We start from the raw sequence: 16486 nt of genomic DNA, 5'->3' as shown, positions 1-16486 counted from the left end.
TGGATTGTTTTTTGGTTTAATTCTGAGTGTTCCCTTATGGATATCCATATTGGGCTATATACAGTTACTTTAAAATTTAATGAAAAACCTTATGCGAAGCGCCTTTAGGCGCTTTTTTTTGTATGGTAATAATGAGCGGAATCATCGAAAGGAATTGATTGACAATTGTGGGTGTCGGGCGCTAAACTGTTATTAATTCAAAAAGTATTAAAAGTCATAGACGGTTATTGGAGAGAATGCTTCGGCTACCAGTTCTGGACTTGCAGTGTAATACATATATATAGTCATGATAATAGCAAACCGTCTGAAAGGGCGGGACGCAAAGTCCAGGAGTCTAAAGTGTCTTAAAGGCACAATGACCGTCCGACTGCCATGAGAAGGGAATTCCACTTCTTTTTGGCGGTCTTTTTTGTTGTTAGGTCCTTTAGAGTTTCTGGTAATTATTCTGATTAATATAAATCATAGTTTTAGGAGGTGTGCCATTTGAAAAGAAGAATAAGACCGTTACTCTCGCTTGTATTAGCTGGGATTTTGACGGTAGGTAGTGGGCTTTCCTCATTAGGAGCTGGAGTTGCTGGAGCTAGTAGTTCTTCTACATTGGGAATTGCAGGGGTCTACAACGTGTTTATTCTAGGGGATATAACAACGGTTTCGGATACGGAAGGAAGGTTTGCTGCTGGAGGTAACGTTAACTTAACCAACTATAGTGTTGGAGATAGGTTGACCGCTGCTGAGGTTTCCTTGACTGACACACTTGTTGTTGGAGGGAATCTTACTTTCAACGGAGGTACTGTTTATGGGAATATCGTGCACGGGGGAGATTTTTCAGGGAATGTAACGCTCCTCAAGGGAGGTACAAAAAGACAGGGGAGTACGATTGACTTTTCAGCCGTAGGTCAGTCTTTGAAGGACAAATCAGCAGAACTTGCAGCATTGCCGGCGAATGGAACAACAGTGTACCAATATGGCAGTCTTACCCTGACAGGTACAGATCCTGCGGTCAATGTTTTTAATGTTCCAGGAGATAACGTCTCTAATACCTACGGAATTACAATAAATGTTCCTTCAGGATCTACAGCAATTATTAATATTGATGGTTCTAACGTAAAAATGAAAAACTTCGGATTTCTACCTAATAACGTGTTGAACAGCAAGAAAATTTTGCTTAACTTTAGCCAAGCTGCGTATATTGATATGGCAGGCATAGGTGTAATGGGAAGCATACTTGCCCCCTATGCTCATGTTGATTTTATTAATGGTCAGATTAACGGTACTTTAGTGGCGGCTTCACTCAAAGGGACTGGTGGTGGTGAATTTCACCACTATCCATACGATGGTGATGAACCTGGACCAACGCCGACACCAACGCCAACAGTGACACCAACGCCAACGCCAACAGTGACACCAACGCCAACGCCGACAGTGACACCAACGCCAACGCCGACAGTGACACCAACGCCAACGCCGACAGTGACACCAACGCCAACGCCGACAGTGACACCAACGCCAACGCCAACAGTGACACCAACGCCAACGCCAACAGTGACACCAACGCCAACGCCGACAGTGACACCAACGCCAACGCCGACAGTGACACCAACGCCAACGCCGACAGTGACACCAACGCTAACGCCAACAGTGACACCAACGCCAACGCCAACAGTGACACCAACGCCAACGCCGACAGTGACACCAACGCCAACGCCAACAGTGACGCCAACACCAACACCATGTCCGACACCGACGCCAACGCCTACGTCAACACCAACAGTGACGCCGACACCGACGCCAACAGTGACACCAACACCAACACCGACACCGACAGTGACACCAACACCAACACCGACACCGACAGTGACGCCAACACCAACGCCGACGCCAACAGTGACACCAACGCCAACGCCGACAGTGACACCAACGCCAACGCCAACAGTGACGCCGACACCAACGCCAACGCCAGAAGCAACACCGACACCGACGGTAACACCAGAAGCAACACCGACACCGACGGTAACGCCTGAAGCAACACCGACACCGACGGTAACGCCAGAGGTAACACCGACACCGACGGTAACGCCTGAAGCAACACCGACACCGACAGTAACACCAGAAGCAACACCGACACCGACGGTAACGCCAGAAGCAACACCGACACCGACGGTAACGCCAGAGGTAACACCGACTCCAGAGGTAACGCCTGAAGCAACACCGACACCGACAGTAACACCAGAAGCAACACCGACACCGACGGTAACGCCAGAGGTAACACCAACTCCAGAGGTAACACCAACGTCGACACCAGAGACTTCGGTGTTCCCGACACCAACGCCATCATCCGTAATTGGCACTATAGTTCTTGCAGAAGATCCTGTGCCGCTTGGGCCTGTAGCTTCGCCGACACCAGCGCCAGTACCAACACCGTCGAATAGCACAGAAGTACTTGTTGATGATGATGAGATCCCATTAGGTCCGGTACCGGCAGTGACACCAACGCCAACACCAACACCTGATGAAATCATCGTAGTGGACGATACGATCCCATTAGGTAAGCCGCCTGTGAAGGAATTGCCAAAAACGGGTGAATCAAGTCCTGCACCTTACTATGTAGCAGGTTTAGGTTTTGCACTTATCGGATTATTAATGAGAACCAAGTTCTCCAAAAAGAATAAATAATAAACGGTAGAGCACAACATAGAGTCGCTTTCGGGGGGTGTCCTGATGGCGGCTCTATTTGTATGTCATGATTGCGATAGTTTGGTGCATTCTAAGTAGATGGTATACTCTTGTTGCAAAAGAAATGAAGAGGGGATGGCGAAGGCGAATTGATATGGTTCATTATTAGCGCTGTAATCATCATAGGGATTCTAATCTATGTGGGATTTTTCTTCTATGGTATTGCTATTAAACGAGCACCAAAGGTATTTCTAAGTAATAATCCTAATCTGAAGGCTGATCCTCCGGTTGCCGGAGCTTCTTGGGGGGAGGGGAAGGATTGGGTCTCTCGCCAGAGCTTCGAGAATATTGAGATCGTATCTGCAGATGGACTTAAACTAAGAGGTTTCTTACTCCAATCTAATCGTGCTGCGGGACGCACAGCCATTCTAGCCCACGGTTATTCAGGTAAAGCAAAGGATATGGGGGCGTACGCCAAAATCTACTACGAGAACTTAGGCTTTAACATCCTAATTCCCGATGCAAGGGGGCATGGAGATAGCGCAGGGGATTACATTGGTTTTGGTTGGCCGGAACGAAAAGATTATTTGCAATGGATTGAATACATGATTAAAAAGACTGGGTCTAGTGCTCAAATTGTGCTTCACGGTGTTTCTATGGGCGGTGCTACAGTGCTAATGACCTCAGGGGAAGATCTTCCGCCGCAGGTAAAAGCTATTGTTGCGGACTGCGCTTATACCTCAGTAAAAGCACAATTATCTTACCAACTACGGCGCATGTATCGTTTGCCAAGTTTCCCTTTCGTTCAAAGTGCAAGTCTAATCACCCGCTTGAAGGCGGGGTATGGTTTTGGTGAAGCCTCTGCATTAAAACAAGTGCGGAAAGCGAAGGTTCCGATTCTTTTTATTCACGGGGATGCGGATAACTTTGTACCTTTTGCTATGATGAATGAATTGTATGAGGCATGCCAGAGTCCAAAGGAGAGGCTCATAGTGCCGCAAGCGGGGCATGGATTGTCTTATGATACGGATAAGGCGGGGTATATAGATGTAGTAACAGCTTTTGTAAGCCGATATGTAAAATAAGTCCTGAACGTAGACAGCGCCCGATATCCGCTAGGTAGCGGTTATCGGGCGCCTATATTTTTCCACACATGACGTAGTCCTTGAATAAGGATCGTACCGTCATGCTTTCTCGTTATATTCATCCCCCGCCGTTCGTGAGTAACGGGTGTCTTGATTCCTTGTTATTTCCAGCAGCCGTGTGGCGAGAATAATCCTTCCAATACGACAAAAGCCCTACCTCTCTTTTGCCCTTGCGGCTCCATTGACCGCGCCAGTGTGAATCGGAATGCTATATTTCGAATTTAATCTCATAAAAAGGAAGAGTACTGCAAGAAAACATAAAGCCTCTTTGTCCAAAATGCCGATGTGTATAATAGTCGGCCTGACATCTTCTTGGTGGGGATATTCAATATATCGAAAAACAAATACCATATAAATATAACACACTATTGTTTAAAAGGCAAATATAATAATGAATTCCAAGATAAGGTTTATTTGATTCTAGAGAGAAACAAACCTCGATAGGGAGCGCTTAGATTTCGAAAGTAACTTAAATTGGGTTAATTGTGAATTATTCCGGAAAAGCTAGTAAACCAGAGGAGATGGGCGATCTCGGTGCAAATGGGCTAAAATGTAAGTTGGATATTTTTGCAAACGCTACAAACTACAACTGAAAATGCCAGAGACGAAGGGCTTGTGTCTGCTGGGGTTATTTTGCGTGCCTATTTTGTGAACAGCTCTCTAAAACTGACAATAAACTCCAACATTGATTGAAGGATTGAGGGTAGACCGTTATAATTAATAAGTCTGGATTTTAATTAAAAAATAAGGGAGATTTTTATGAAACGCGCAGATGTGTGGCTGATTTCCATCGTATTGATTGCTGCGCTCGCTTTTCTCGTACCGAGATGGTTTTCGGACAATGATGACAAAGGTGGGGCCGGTAAAAATCTCATAGCCAATGTAACGGTGGACGGTGAGTTATTTAAAACGGTAAAGCTTACAAAAGAAGAACAAACCATTGAGGTCCGCACGGAACGCGGCTATAACATTTTGAAGGTGCATGATTACGGGATTGAAATGTACGATGCCGATTGCGCTGATAAAGTTTGCCTAGGTTTTGGTTTTATTACCCTGCCCAAACAGACGATTGTCTGTCTACCGCATAGAGTATTAGTCGAAATCACCAGTGCGTCGGGGGAGGATGATATAGATGCCTATGTCCAGTAGTGAATCTGCAACAGCTTTAAAAAGAACAGTGATTATTGCGATTTTCGCCGCAGTGGCAGTAGTGTTAAGTTTAATAGAGGCACAGATTCCGTTATCCGGGATGGGACTGGTGCCGGGTGCTAAGCTCGGACTGGCCAACATTATGATTTTGACTTGTATTTACTTTTTACGTGGACGGGATGCTTTCCTGCTTGTCATCCTCAAAACACTGCTTACTGCATTTCTGCTAGGTACCTTCTCAAGCTTGCTGTTTAGTTTATTTGGTTCACTTTTTAGCTTTGTTGTTATGTTTGTGCTGATGCTGATTAGTGGCAAAGGTAAGAGTATAAGCTTGATCGGAATTAGTATAGCTGGTGGGATTGCACATAATATCGGTCAGCTGCTGGCAGCTTCTATGGTATTTGCATCACTTAGTATTTTTTATTATCTTCCCATGCTGCTGATCACTGGGGTAGTAACAGGAATTGCCGTGGGCTATGCAGTCCGTTATTTGGTGGCGTCATTGTCAAAAATATCGCTGTTTGAAGAATTTTTGGACTGATTAGTCACATCAGCGGAAGGATGACTAACATGAATGAATCATACGAAGGTCAAGACTTAGAGGGAGAAGGACAAGCAGTCATCTCTCTGGATGGGGTATCGTTTGGCTATGATCCCGAGCATCCGATTCTTCAAAATATAACGTTATCTATCTCACAAGGACAATGGGTCAGCTTGGTTGGTCCTAATGGCTGCGGGAAGTCTACGTTGGTCAAGCTGCTTAATGCTCTGCTGCCTAAGGGGGCTGGTGAGATTGAGGTTAGTGGCATGCTGCTTAGTGAGGAAACGATCGGAAGCATTCGGCAATGTATCGGAATGGTGTTCCAAAATCCAGATAATCAGTTTATTGGAGCCACTGTAGAGGAAGATATCCTATTCGGCCTGGAAGGGCTTCGTTTGCCGTACGAAGAGATGGCTGAACGTTTGCACTCCTATACGACAAGACTAGGAATAAATCATCTGTTGTCCAAGCATCCGGGTGAGCTGTCGGGAGGCCAAAAGCAGCGTGTTGCTATCGCTTCCATTCTTGCTATGGAACCAGGCATCGTCATTTTTGACGAGGCCTCTTCTATGTTGGATGAAGGAAGCAGAAATGACCTTCTCGGCATTCTGCAGGATATGCGGGCAGAAGGGAAGTACACGATCCTCATGATTACGCATGATGCAGATGAGATTTTGGCATCGGATCGGGTGCTTGCGCTGCATGGAGGTAGTTTGGCTGCAGATGTTACACCGGCGGAGTTGTTCCGGAACGAGGAGCTTCTGGAAAAATGCCATCTGCGTGAACCTTATCCTTGGCGCCTTGCACGCGAGCTGCAGAACCAGGGTATTCATGTGGATGTTCCGATCAGTGAAAAGGAGCTTATAGACACGTTATGGCCATAGAATTACAGCAAGTAAGTTACACCTACGCTGAACGAAGCCTCTGGAAGCTGACGGCGCTCCGGGACATTAACCTCAGTGTACCCATTGGCTCGATGGTTGGTATTGCGGGGGCGACGGGCTCAGGTAAATCGACGCTGCTGCAAATGTTTAACGGGATACTGAAACCAACCGAGGGTATGGTAAAAGTGCTTGATGTAACCATTCAGGCTGGTGAGAAGTCCCCTAAGCTAATGCCACTGCGCCGCCGAGTCGGATTGGTATTTCAATTTCCGGAGCAGCAGATGTTCGAAGATACGGTCGAAAAGGATCTCATTTTCGGTCCCCTTAATTTCGGTATGAGTCTCGATGAGGCAAAGTCACGTGCACGTCAGGCCATGTCAGATATGGGGCTGGATCTCGCGTTGCTGGAGCGGAATCCTTTTCAATTGAGCGGTGGACAAATGCGTAAAGCGGCTATCGCTTCCGTGCTAGCTATGGACCCTGAGGTCATCGTTCTGGATGAGCCCACGGCAACGCTTGATCCCATTAGCCGTGCAGAGCTTATCAGCTTGCTGGAGCGATTATGCCGTGAGCAGGGCAGAACGATCATTATCGTTACGCATCGGATGGATGAGTTATTGCCCTATGCGGACAGCTGGGTTGTACTTAAAGAGGGCAGCACGGCGTTTCAGGGCAGTGTAAAGGCACTTGCAGATGATCCTTCGATTCTGGAACAGTGTGGTTTGACGGTTCCGCAGTCCCTTCGTTACTGGCGTGCAGTTGCTGATCATTTAGGTCTTGTGGATGAAGTCCCCCGCTTGACGGCTGAGAGTCTGGCAGAGCTTATAGCTTCGCTGCCAGCGGAATCAATAAGCACTGGTAAGCCCGATGGAAAGAGGGATGACCATGAATGAGAAACTGATCTTAGGTCGGAGTATTGAGACCGGTTCGTGGGTGCACAAGCTGGATGCTCGTGCCAAAATCACTGGCATGCTATTATACGTAGCTGTTATCTTGCTCTCACGTTCGTGGATGGCCATGGCTGTGTTGGCTATTTTTTCGATAGCCGTTATGGCTTCCACGCGGATTCCGCTTAAATACTTCCTGAAAGCAGCTAAGCCTTTACGTTATTTAATGTTATTTATCTTTATTGTGCAGGTGGTGTCTGTGAAGACAGGGGAGGTAGTGCTGACTCTTGGTTCCTGGTCTATCTATGAGGGAGGGCTAAGATTAGGGGCATTTTCGGTCATCCGCATGTTCTTTCTTATCACCTTTACAGCGCTTCTGACCTTCACAACAACGCCGGGGAAGCTGAATCAAGGGTTGGAGGGGATCTTGACACCCTTCAAAAAGCTTGGCTTATCCCCTGACCGTATCACGCTGATGATCAGCATTTCACTTCGTTTCATTCCTACGATTCTAGATGAATCGCAGATCATAATGAAAGCGCAGGCCTCAAGGGGAGCCGATCTAAAAGAGCTGCCTTTGAAGGAAAAGGGACGGATGTTAGTCTCCCTGCTGGTCCCGATTATCGCCAGTGCTTTTAGGCGTGCTCAGGATCTGGTGTATTCCATGGAAGCCCGCGGTTTTCGCATGGATGCTCCCCGCAGTCGGTATCACCGCCTAAGGTGGGGCAAATTCGATACTGTTTTTATTGGGATGTTTGTGGTCATGGGAATTGCAGTAGCTTTGTTATAATACTCATTCCCTATTAGTAGTATCAACTTGGGAGGGAACTTGAATGGCACGTTATTTTAACGGTAGAGAAGTTGAATTACTCGCACCCGCAGGAACGTTTGAGATTTTCAAGGAAGTGATCCAATCACGGTGTGATGCAGTTTATTTTGGTGGACCTGTATTGAATATGAGAATGATGCGTAAAGGTTATAATCTTACTCATGAAGAGATTGTAGAGGCACTTGATATCGCTCACCGTCTAGACAAAAAAGTGTATATCACTGTGAATAATCTTTTTAGTGAGGAAGATGTGGAAGAAGCTAGAGAATACCTGCGTTTTCTTGATAGTGCTCGGCCGGATGCCTTGATTGTTCAGGATATGGCAGTGTTGGAGCTTATTCGGGAGATGGAGCTTAACCTTCCTATTCACTCTTCAGTAATGATGAATGTTCACAACCTGGAGATGATCTATGCGCTGCGTGATCTGGGTGTAACTCGTGTAGTTACCTCGCGGGAAATGGACCTGCAGACAGCTAAGCTGCTTGGTCAGCGGAGTGGCATGGAGCTGGAATATTTTATTCATGGAGATATGTGCTCTGTGCATGGTGCAAATTGTTACTTTAGTTCCCATGTTTTTGGTATGAGCAGCAACCGGGGGAAATGTATGAAGCCTTGCCGCTGGGATTATCGGGTTAAAAAAGACGGATATGTATATCCTGCTGAATATCCACTGGCTGTCAAAGATATGTTTATGTATGAGCATCTTCCGGAATTGATTGAATCAGGCATTACTTCTTTTAAAATTGAGGGCCGTATGCGTGATAAGGAATTTATGGTGATGCTGGCGAATAGCTACGGCGAAGCCATTGACCGATATATCGATGATCCGATTGGTTTTGATCGTACGGTTGATACCAAAGAACTGTACAACAACCGCAAGCGCGACTTTTCGACAGCTTATGCTTTTGGTAAACCAGGGTTAGCTAATATCAACCGTCGTTATGAAGGTACGGGCAAATTCTATAGCACTGGAAAAGTATTTAGCACACCAACCGCAGAACGTGAGCTATCTGAAAAACGTGTAGAGGAATTGCGGGAACGTTTGGCGCAAGAAAAGAAGCCTAAGACAACAAAAGCGAAGCTGGCTGTACGTGTGAATAATATGGAACAGGCGCGCGTAGTATTGGAACTGGGTGTGGATAGTCTGTATTTGCCGGGCGATGTATTTGAACCGGACAGACCTTTTACAAAACGTGATATTAAGGAACTTGGTGAATTAAAAGGCGATAGCAAAATATATTTAGGGTTGCCACGCATGATGACCGAGCTGCATTTCGATCAATATGATCAATTGCTTGGTGGAGAACGCTTGCCGATCGACGGTATAATCGTTACTAATTTGGGAGCGATTCGCAGATACAGCTCTACAGGTTATCCGTTAATTGGAGATGGTAGTTTAAATGTCTACAATCATCTTTCCGCCCAATTATATGCAAAATTAGGTTTGACTCAGCTTTCGGTTTCACCGGAAATGACGCTGGAGCACTTTGCTACCTTTGCCTCACGTTGTGACACGCCTTTGGAAGTTGTTGTACATGGTACACCTGCACTAATGTATATGGAGCACGACCTTTATGAGAATACTGAAGTAATGGAACCTATCGCTGAAGAGGATAATCAATATGTGCACAATAATGTATTGGTTCTAAAAACAGACAAAGGTGAGAATCCGGTATATCGTGATCAGCACGGCCGTTGCCATCTTTTGTTCGCAAAAGAGCTCTGCTATTTACCGTTACTTGGTGAGATGATTGATCTAGGCATATCTAGCTTCCGTATTGAAGGAGCGACGTATAGTGCTCAGCAGTTGCGTGAAATTATAATTTCTTATCAACAAGCTATGAATCGTACTGAAGTGAAAGATGACATGCTAGGTGGTCTTGAGCCCATTTATGCGGGTTATACTCTAGGTTCGCTGCAATTTAACTAATTCTATTTTTTGGGACAAAATATCGTCTGCTAGTAAGAAGAATGCACAGTACTCTATCAATAAGTTACTATTTTCACAAGAAGAGAGGGAATCAATCATGGAACAGCAAGAATTCATCGGAAGAGAAGCCGTAGCGGCGAAGCGTAAGCAATATTTCTATCCGTGTACACAGCATTTTTACCGCGATGCGCCTCAGCTTGTGCGAGGTTCGATGCAGTTTGTGTATGATGAAAATGGCAAACAATATACAGATTTCTTCGCAGGTGTATCTGTAGTCGCTTGTGGGCACTGCAATCCAGCCATAACTGGACGTACGATTGAGCAATTGCAGCAGCTGCAGCATACGTCTACGATCTATTTAACTCAGCTAAATGTGGATTTGGCTGAACGTCTGGAAGAGGTTATGCCAGGCGGTCTACGCCGAACCTTCTTCGTGAACAGCGGCTCAGAGGCTAATGAAGGGGCGTTGCTGCTCGCCCGGATGTATACAGGACGTAAGGGGTTCATTGCATTGGAGAGTGGTCTACACGGCCGTACCAATCTAACTATGAGTGTGACAGGACTGCCGATGTGGCGTACCGATAAATACTTGGATCATGACGTTGAGTTTATTCCTCGCCCATATCATCCAGAACTATCTCTGGAGGAAGCCGCTGCACTCTCCCTGGAATCTCTGGAGCGAGTGCTTGAGGAGAAGGGGAATACTATCGCTGCAATGATCGTAGAGCCAATCCAAGGCAATGGTGGTATGATTATGCCAACGCCAACCTACTTCAGTGAGGTCAAAATGTTGCTGGAGAGATACGGCGTACTTCTGATCGCTGATGAAATTCAAACTGGATTTGGTCGTACAGGCAAAATATTTGCTATGGAGCATTTTGACGTAGTGCCCGATATTATAAGTATGGCTAAGGCACTGGGGAACGGAATTCCGGTGGCAGCCTTTGCGACAACGGATGAGATTGCACTTGCGCTGAACCGTCCGTCGGCTTCTACCTTTGGAGGCAATCCGGTATCTGCTGCAACGGCACTGGCTGTGCTTGATTATATTCGCGATGAACGGCTTCCTGAACGCTCAGTGCTGCTCGGAGAACAATTGAAAGCAGGGCTAAAGACCCTTCAAGAGCGTTATCCTTCGCTTATTGTGGATGTCCGGGGAATTGGGCTTATGTTGGGAGCGGAGCTTGCTGGTGAGAATGCAGAAGGCTCTGCGGCGCTTACAGATCAAGTGCTGGAAGCGATGAAAGACAGAGGATACCTGATCGGCAAAAATGGCATAGGACGCAACGTACTAGCCTTTCAACCGCCGATGATTATTACGGAAGAGGATATCGACGGGCTGCTTAACAACCTGAATGAAGTCCTTGCGGAGCTTAATGTCTAATACAATGAATTTCAAGTAGCGAAGAAAGAGGAAAACGAATGGCTATTCTAAACATTTTTAAAACTGCAGGCCTAAAGCTGAAAATGTTCAGTGAACTGGTGATGTTCTCTCATACACTTTTTTCGCTGCCGTTTGCCATTATCTCTATGGTGTGGGCCGCTGGGGGCTGGCCATCAGGGCATGTAATGATCTGGGGTCTGATTGCATTGATCGGTGCCCGTAATGGCGCTAATGCATTCAATCGGCTGGCAGACCGTACGTTTGATGAACAGAATCCTCGTACGGCACATCGGCATTTGCCACAACGGTTACTGGCAGAAAAAGAAGTGGTTGTCTTTGTTATTGTCAATTATGCCATCTTTATTGTGGCTTCAGGCATGCTGAACTTGCTCTGCCTGCTCTTATCGCCGGTAGCAATCGTATTGATATCGACTTATTCTTATACAAAACGTTTTACCTTTCTCAGCCATTTATATTTAGGCTTTGTCATTGCTTCCGCGCCGATTGGTGCATGGTTTGCCGTAACTGGAAATATCGCATTTACACCGTTTGTGATCGGGACGGTAGTTATGCTCTGGATTGCCGGATTTGATATTATCTACGGCACTCAGGACATTGAATTTGACCGGCGGCATGGGTTATGGTCTATTCCGAGCTTCTTTGGATTAGAGAATGCGCTGCGTATCGCCAAAGGTCTACATTTCATTATGATTATGCTGTTATTATTTCTATACGTATGGCAGGATCTCGGATGGATGTATCTGGTTGGGATTGGCATCGCTACATTGCTCCTGATGACCGAGCATAAGATTATAAAACCTTCGAATCGTAAGCTGATGAAGGTTGCTTCTTATAATCTAAATCAGGTAATCAGCATAGTGATATTATTGTGTACGCTGATTGATTTTTTCTATGTTAGTTAGAGAGCTGGCTTTGGTGAGCCGGCTGGCTGAGCATTGGCGCATTGCCCGCAAACTAACAATAAAAGACAATAGCCTACCCAAAAGGAATCGGAAAGCTGGCTACGCTAGCTTTCCTTTTTTGTGTTGACTCGCTCCCCGCTCTGTAAGGGGGAAGCTAAATGCAAAGATTAGGGAAAACCTCCCTAATCTTATTGCGTTTATTATCTTTAAACTCTGTTTTAGGGAATTTCTCCCTGAAATATAGCTGGTTACTCTTAAAAGCATGCTAAAGTGGACTTTATTAGGGAGGTTTTCCCTAATATCGTAGTTTTCGAGCGATTAGTAGCTAATTTTAGGGAGGTTTTCCCTAATTATATCCGATGGAGTAGAATGACTAAATTAGCTCATGTGCGCTACGCTGCGTTTGCGTGTTTAGCTTGTCTTGTTGAAGCGGAAAAATATCGGTTTGAATTTGCGACAAGATCAATGAAATGATGTGTTTAAATCAAAAAAACGGATACCCCCAAGTGAATGGGAGGTATCCGTTTTTATTTGTATTAGAACGTACGCTTTAGCGATCACGGTCCGCAAAATATTGCAGCAACGTTTCCAGATCAGCATGCGCCGGGTAGGAGGAGAGCTGCTGCACAATAGCTGCAGCTTTATCCAGATAGTTCTGGCTGACCCGTTCAGCGCGAGCGAGGGCATCGCTATTGTTAATTAGGGTGAGCACATGTGCTACTTCAGCGTCGGAAGAATCCGGGCCGATTGCACGGATCACAGGCGAGAGCTTAGGGTCCTGCAAGGCGTACAGCACTGGCAGGGTGACCTGACCATGTCGCAGGTCGCTACCGGCAGGTTTGCCTAGGACATCGGCGGACTGTGTGAAATCTAGCAAGTCATCTTGTATCTGAAAGGACATCCCCAAGGCTTCTCCAAAATTATAAAGGAGATTGGCAACTTCTTCGGTGCTTTCAGTGGACAAAGCACCAACCCGTAAGCAGGTTGCCATAAGAAGAGCGGTTTTGTTTAAGGATTTCTCCAAATACTGATCCATTGTAATTTCATAATCAAAAGCATGTTCCATTTGCTGATATTCACCCAGACACAGCTGAGCGGTGGCTACAGAGGATAAGTCATGAACGTATCTGTTTTTATCTCCGGTATATTTGCTCAGCAGCTCGATGACCCGAGCGGACATGTAATTACCAACATGTACTGCTGACAATGTCCCCGTCTTAATATGTAAGGCGGGTACGCCCCGCCGTAACTCTGAACGGTCAATGATATCATCATGAATTAATGAGGCGGCATGAATAAATTCAGCAGCAGCAGCTAATTGAAGCGCTCTGCGGCCGGTATCCTTACGGCCAAACCGACTGCCAACAATGACCATGAGGGGACGAAGGCGTTTACCACCGGAATTTATAAGCTCTAGAACACTTTGCGCGAGCTGAGATTTCTTAGGTACATCTTTATCACGCGCCACAAGGTTTACGATTTCGCGGTTGATTTCATTTATGTCTATATTTAAGGCCTCATGCAGCTTCATTTATGGATCCCACCTGTCAAATGGCTTTGCTTGTGCGATTACGCTGTCTGCACTCTTGGATCAAGAACTCTTCGATTCCAGTAGCTGGATCATGTTCCGCGAAGTCTCCATTTGACCGTCTAATCTGCATTTTTTTGATCGAAGGAGCTAGATAAGCAACTAAGTCGAGCTCACGGCATTTCACCGCAAACTGCAGGTAAAAGCTATACAAATAATCTCCATCCAAAATGTTGCGTGTAAGGTCGGGATGATGTGGGATACATTCCATATGGCGCTCTGCTGCCAAAGTGAGAATAGTGTAAATACCCAGCAAATTGACTTTGCGGCTGTATTCCAGATCATGGCGTTCCAGTACCGAGATTAACTGTTCACATGCAGCCGGAGAGGGCTGAAGCTCAATTCCGGCAATAGGTGACATTTCAGTATGCAACAACCGGAGGGTATCTTCTATGAGTTGTTTGTTCACAAGATTCTCTCCTTCTTGTCGGTTTTGCCGGAAGAAACCATACCCCGATCATCCCTACAAAACCATTCATTCAAGAAAAAACCACCATTTCCTAGGATTAGGAAGGTTATTTTCTTCTTGTAAATAAGGAGAGTAATGTGTCCTAGGGACACATTACTCTGAAGTATATCCATATTTAACCCTAATAAAATACAATTTGCACATATGTTCTATATGATAAATTACACTAATTCAGGGTTTTATTATCAGTCGGTGTATAGATACCATCGTCTGACGAGCGGAATTCTCTTCCACTGTTTCTTAAGCCAAGGAAGTACATAATAGTCTAGACCAAGTGTGCTTCCTGATCCGCCGATGCAGGCAATACCAGCAGCAACGTACCATAACATTTCTGTCGATGCCATTTTGGTTGACCAAATCATGACCGACATGGCGACAGTCGCTATAGAAGCGAGTGCAGTGAAGAGACCAACGATGAGCATAATACCGAAGACGATTTCTGCACATACCATACCGATTTGGAACCATTTCGCGAGGAAAGTGTAACTTCCGTCGTTGTTGTAGAACATCAAATCCATGAACCAGTTTGTAATGTTGTATACGAAGTTAGGTACAGGCAACGCTTCAACAGCTTCTTTTGCAGTGGATACTGCTGAAGCTGCAGATTGTGCATCTACGGTGTCTTTAACTGCATCTACTGCAACACTGGCTGCTGATGAAGCATCCGTTGCAAAAGGAGCAGCTGGAATCAAGAAAATCTTATCTGGATCTTTCCAAATCTTTTGGATCTTCTCAATACCTTCGTATAACCACATACCACCAAGTAGAACACGAAGTGGTACGAGCCAGAAATTAGGTGAACGTTTGGAGAAGTGACCACCCAAGAAGCTCTTGCGGTTCTCAACATGGAAGAACTCATGCATCATATATGTCCATACTTTATTGAATCCGACAACCTGAGACAGGTAGAACATATTAATAAAGTGTTTGGAAAGCATTGCCATGAATCCAGTAAGCATAAAGAACTTACCTGGCAGACCAACGTTTGCTACACCGTAGCGGCTACCAATGGAGACCATTGTACCGTGGAAACCTGGTTTGTAAGCTTTTTTAGCAGTGTTCTGAATGTCAGCGGCAATGTTGCCAGCAACAATCGGAGCTGCTTGTTCAGCGTTCTCAACCATTTGTGGTACAGGACGAGTTTCACCTTCAGGAATGTAGAAAATGTTGTCCCCTACTACGTAAACGTTCTTATGATCTACACTTTCCAGGTTCTCATTCGTAACAATCCGTTTGCGGCCTTGTTGTTGTACTTCAAGTCCACCAACGATTTCGGAGCCTTCAACACCAGCAGTCCAAACAATTGTTTGGGAATCGACAACGTTTTTCTCACCAAGTGCAACACTACCATTGCCTACTTCGGTGATTTTAGCGCCAGTCACGATTTCTACGTTCAGCTTACGAAGGCGAGCTTCAGCTTTTTGAATCAGCTTATCTGGAAGGATAGGCAAAATCTTCGGAGCCATATCAGCCACAATCAGTCTTACTTCGGATGGGTCGATAAAGAACTCCTTGCATAATTCCTCGCGTTGTTCAGCCATTTCACCAACTAGCTCGACACCAGTAAAGCCGGCACCGATAATAACGAAGGTTAGCATAGCACGACGTACAGCTGGATTTTTCTCCATAGCCGCTTTGGTATACATATCGCGGATTTGACGTTTCAATGCTACCGCATCATCGTAAGACCAGAAGGAGAAGGTGTTTTCTTCTGCGCCTGGAATGCCGAAGAAGGTTGGTTTGCTACCTGTGCCGATTACAAGGTAATCGTAAGCGTAGGTAGCTTTATCCGATTTAAGTTTTCTGCTTTTGAAATCGATATTGCTGATCTCATCAAGAACAACATCTACTTTAAGGCCCGCAAAAATCTTCTTAAGATCGATCTTGATTGAATCCTCTGGAGCACGGTTCGCGGCAACCTCATGCAGCTCAGTCAATAGAGTGTGATATGGATTCCGGTCGATCAGTGTAATTTCAACATCTTTGTTTTTCTTAAATTTCTTTGCCAGTTTTTTAGCCGTGAGTACGCCGCCGTAGCCGCCGCCCAAAATGACTATCTTCTTCAAGAGAAATTCACCTCATTC

13 protein-coding genes and 1 riboswitch are annotated in these 16486 nt (G+C 45.6%); of the genes, 10 read left to right on the top strand and 3 right to left on the bottom strand.

All coding sequences use genetic code 11. The annotated features are described in order from the left end of the window. Window positions 1-284 precede the first annotated feature (284 nt). A riboswitch (cyclic di-GMP riboswitch) is annotated at window positions 285-375 on the top strand. 108 nt (window positions 376-483) lie between these two features. The 10 genes from MHH49_RS07480 to MHH49_RS07435 all read left to right on the top strand — a co-directional run bounded on the left by MHH49_RS07480 (window position 484) and on the right by MHH49_RS07435 (window position 12345). Continuing rightward, entirely contained in the window at window positions 484-2673 is a 2190-nt protein-coding gene (locus MHH49_RS07480; RefSeq protein ID WP_341138068.1) for a choice-of-anchor A family protein, read from the top strand. 149 nt (window positions 2674-2822) lie between these two features. Continuing rightward, window positions 2823-3758 carry an alpha/beta hydrolase gene (locus MHH49_RS07475; RefSeq protein WP_305953821.1) on the top strand — a complete coding sequence of 312 codons (936 nt, stop codon included), beginning with the start codon at window positions 2823-2825 and terminating at the stop codon, window positions 3756-3758. 819 nt (window positions 3759-4577) lie between these two features. Further along, window positions 4578-4967, top strand: a complete 390-nt coding sequence (locus MHH49_RS07470) for a NusG domain II-containing protein (protein WP_036681022.1) — start codon at window positions 4578-4580, stop codon at window positions 4965-4967. Beyond that, window positions 4951-5508: a Gx transporter family protein gene (locus MHH49_RS07465; protein ID WP_036681020.1), complete on the top strand. Its 558-nt coding sequence runs from the start codon at window positions 4951-4953 to the stop codon at window positions 5506-5508. The genes MHH49_RS07470 and MHH49_RS07465 overlap by 17 nt, the downstream gene beginning before the upstream one ends. A 29-nt stretch (window positions 5509-5537) precedes the next feature. Then, a complete protein-coding gene (locus MHH49_RS07460) occupies window positions 5538-6392 on the top strand; it encodes an ATP-binding cassette domain-containing protein (RefSeq protein WP_341138067.1) in 855 nt (284 codons plus the stop codon). Continuing rightward, window positions 6383-7285, top strand: a complete 903-nt coding sequence (locus tag MHH49_RS07455) for an ATP-binding cassette domain-containing protein (protein WP_036681017.1) — start codon at window positions 6383-6385, stop codon at window positions 7283-7285. The genes MHH49_RS07460 and MHH49_RS07455 overlap by 10 nt, the downstream gene beginning before the upstream one ends. After that, window positions 7278-8069, top strand: coding sequence for an energy-coupling factor transporter transmembrane component T family protein (locus MHH49_RS07450; protein WP_036681014.1), 792 nt, complete (start codon window positions 7278-7280; stop codon window positions 8067-8069). Before MHH49_RS07455 ends, MHH49_RS07450 begins: the two co-directional genes overlap by 8 nt. 43 nt (window positions 8070-8112) lie before the next feature. Next, entirely contained in the window at window positions 8113-10038 is a 1926-nt protein-coding gene (locus tag MHH49_RS07445; protein WP_038568508.1) for a peptidase U32 family protein, read from the top strand. A gap of 97 nt (window positions 10039-10135) precedes the next feature. Beyond that, a complete protein-coding gene (locus MHH49_RS07440) occupies window positions 10136-11422 on the top strand; it encodes an aspartate aminotransferase family protein (RefSeq protein ID WP_076275468.1) in 1287 nt (428 codons plus the stop codon). A 38-nt stretch (window positions 11423-11460) separates the two neighbouring features. Beyond that, window positions 11461-12345 (top strand): UbiA-like polyprenyltransferase, encoded by an 885-nt coding sequence (locus tag MHH49_RS07435; RefSeq protein ID WP_036681005.1) that lies wholly within the window; start codon window positions 11461-11463, stop codon window positions 12343-12345. A gap of 550 nt (window positions 12346-12895) precedes the next feature. Here MHH49_RS07435 and MHH49_RS07430 read toward each other — a convergent pair. From MHH49_RS07430 to MHH49_RS07420, 3 genes are all read right to left on the bottom strand, one after another. After that, window positions 12896-13876 carry a polyprenyl synthetase family protein gene (locus MHH49_RS07430; protein WP_036682537.1) on the bottom strand — a complete coding sequence of 327 codons (981 nt, stop codon included), beginning with the start codon at window positions 13874-13876 and terminating at the stop codon, window positions 12896-12898. A 16-nt stretch (window positions 13877-13892) separates the two neighbouring features. Beyond that, window positions 13893-14342: a hypothetical protein gene (locus MHH49_RS07425; protein WP_036682535.1), complete on the bottom strand. Its 450-nt coding sequence runs from the start codon at window positions 14340-14342 to the stop codon at window positions 13893-13895. A 245-nt stretch (window positions 14343-14587) separates the two neighbouring features. After that, the gene (locus MHH49_RS07420; RefSeq protein WP_036682533.1) at window positions 14588-16468 is read right to left on the bottom strand and encodes an FAD-dependent oxidoreductase; all 1881 of its coding nucleotides are present in this window, start codon (window positions 16466-16468) and stop codon (window positions 14588-14590) included. Window positions 16469-16486: the final 18 nt, after the last annotated feature.

Origin of the sequence: Paenibacillus sp. FSL F4-0122, from assembly GCF_038002845.1 — a bacterium.
Classification (GTDB): domain Bacteria; phylum Bacillota; class Bacilli; order Paenibacillales; family Paenibacillaceae; genus Paenibacillus_AQ; species Paenibacillus_AQ odorifer.
Note: the sequence above shows the minus strand (reverse complement) of the source record. Positions and strands in the feature narration are given on the sequence as shown.

What these genes read in the sequence shown, in the direction of transcription:
- MHH49_RS07470 (WP_036681022.1), top strand. Translation starts at nt 4,578, where the DNA reads ATGAAACGCGCAGATGTGTGGCTGATTTCCATCGTATTGATTGCTGCG.
- MHH49_RS07465 (WP_036681020.1), top strand. Translation starts at nt 4,951, where the DNA reads ATGCCTATGTCCAGTAGTGAATCTGCAACAGCTTTAAAAAGAACAGTG.
- MHH49_RS07460 (WP_341138067.1), top strand. Translation starts at nt 5,538, where the DNA reads ATGAATGAATCATACGAAGGTCAAGACTTAGAGGGAGAAGGACAAGCA.
- MHH49_RS07455 (WP_036681017.1), top strand. Translation starts at nt 6,383, where the DNA reads ATGGCCATAGAATTACAGCAAGTAAGTTACACCTACGCTGAACGAAGC.
- MHH49_RS07450 (WP_036681014.1), top strand. Translation starts at nt 7,278, where the DNA reads ATGAATGAGAAACTGATCTTAGGTCGGAGTATTGAGACCGGTTCGTGG.
- MHH49_RS07445 (WP_038568508.1), top strand. Translation starts at nt 8,113, where the DNA reads ATGGCACGTTATTTTAACGGTAGAGAAGTTGAATTACTCGCACCCGCA.
- MHH49_RS07440 (WP_076275468.1), top strand. Translation starts at nt 10,136, where the DNA reads ATGGAACAGCAAGAATTCATCGGAAGAGAAGCCGTAGCGGCGAAGCGT.
- MHH49_RS07435 (WP_036681005.1), top strand. Translation starts at nt 11,461, where the DNA reads ATGGCTATTCTAAACATTTTTAAAACTGCAGGCCTAAAGCTGAAAATG.
- MHH49_RS07430 (WP_036682537.1), bottom strand. Translation starts at nt 13,876, where the DNA reads ATGAAGCTGCATGAGGCCTTAAATATAGACATAAATGAAATCAACCGC.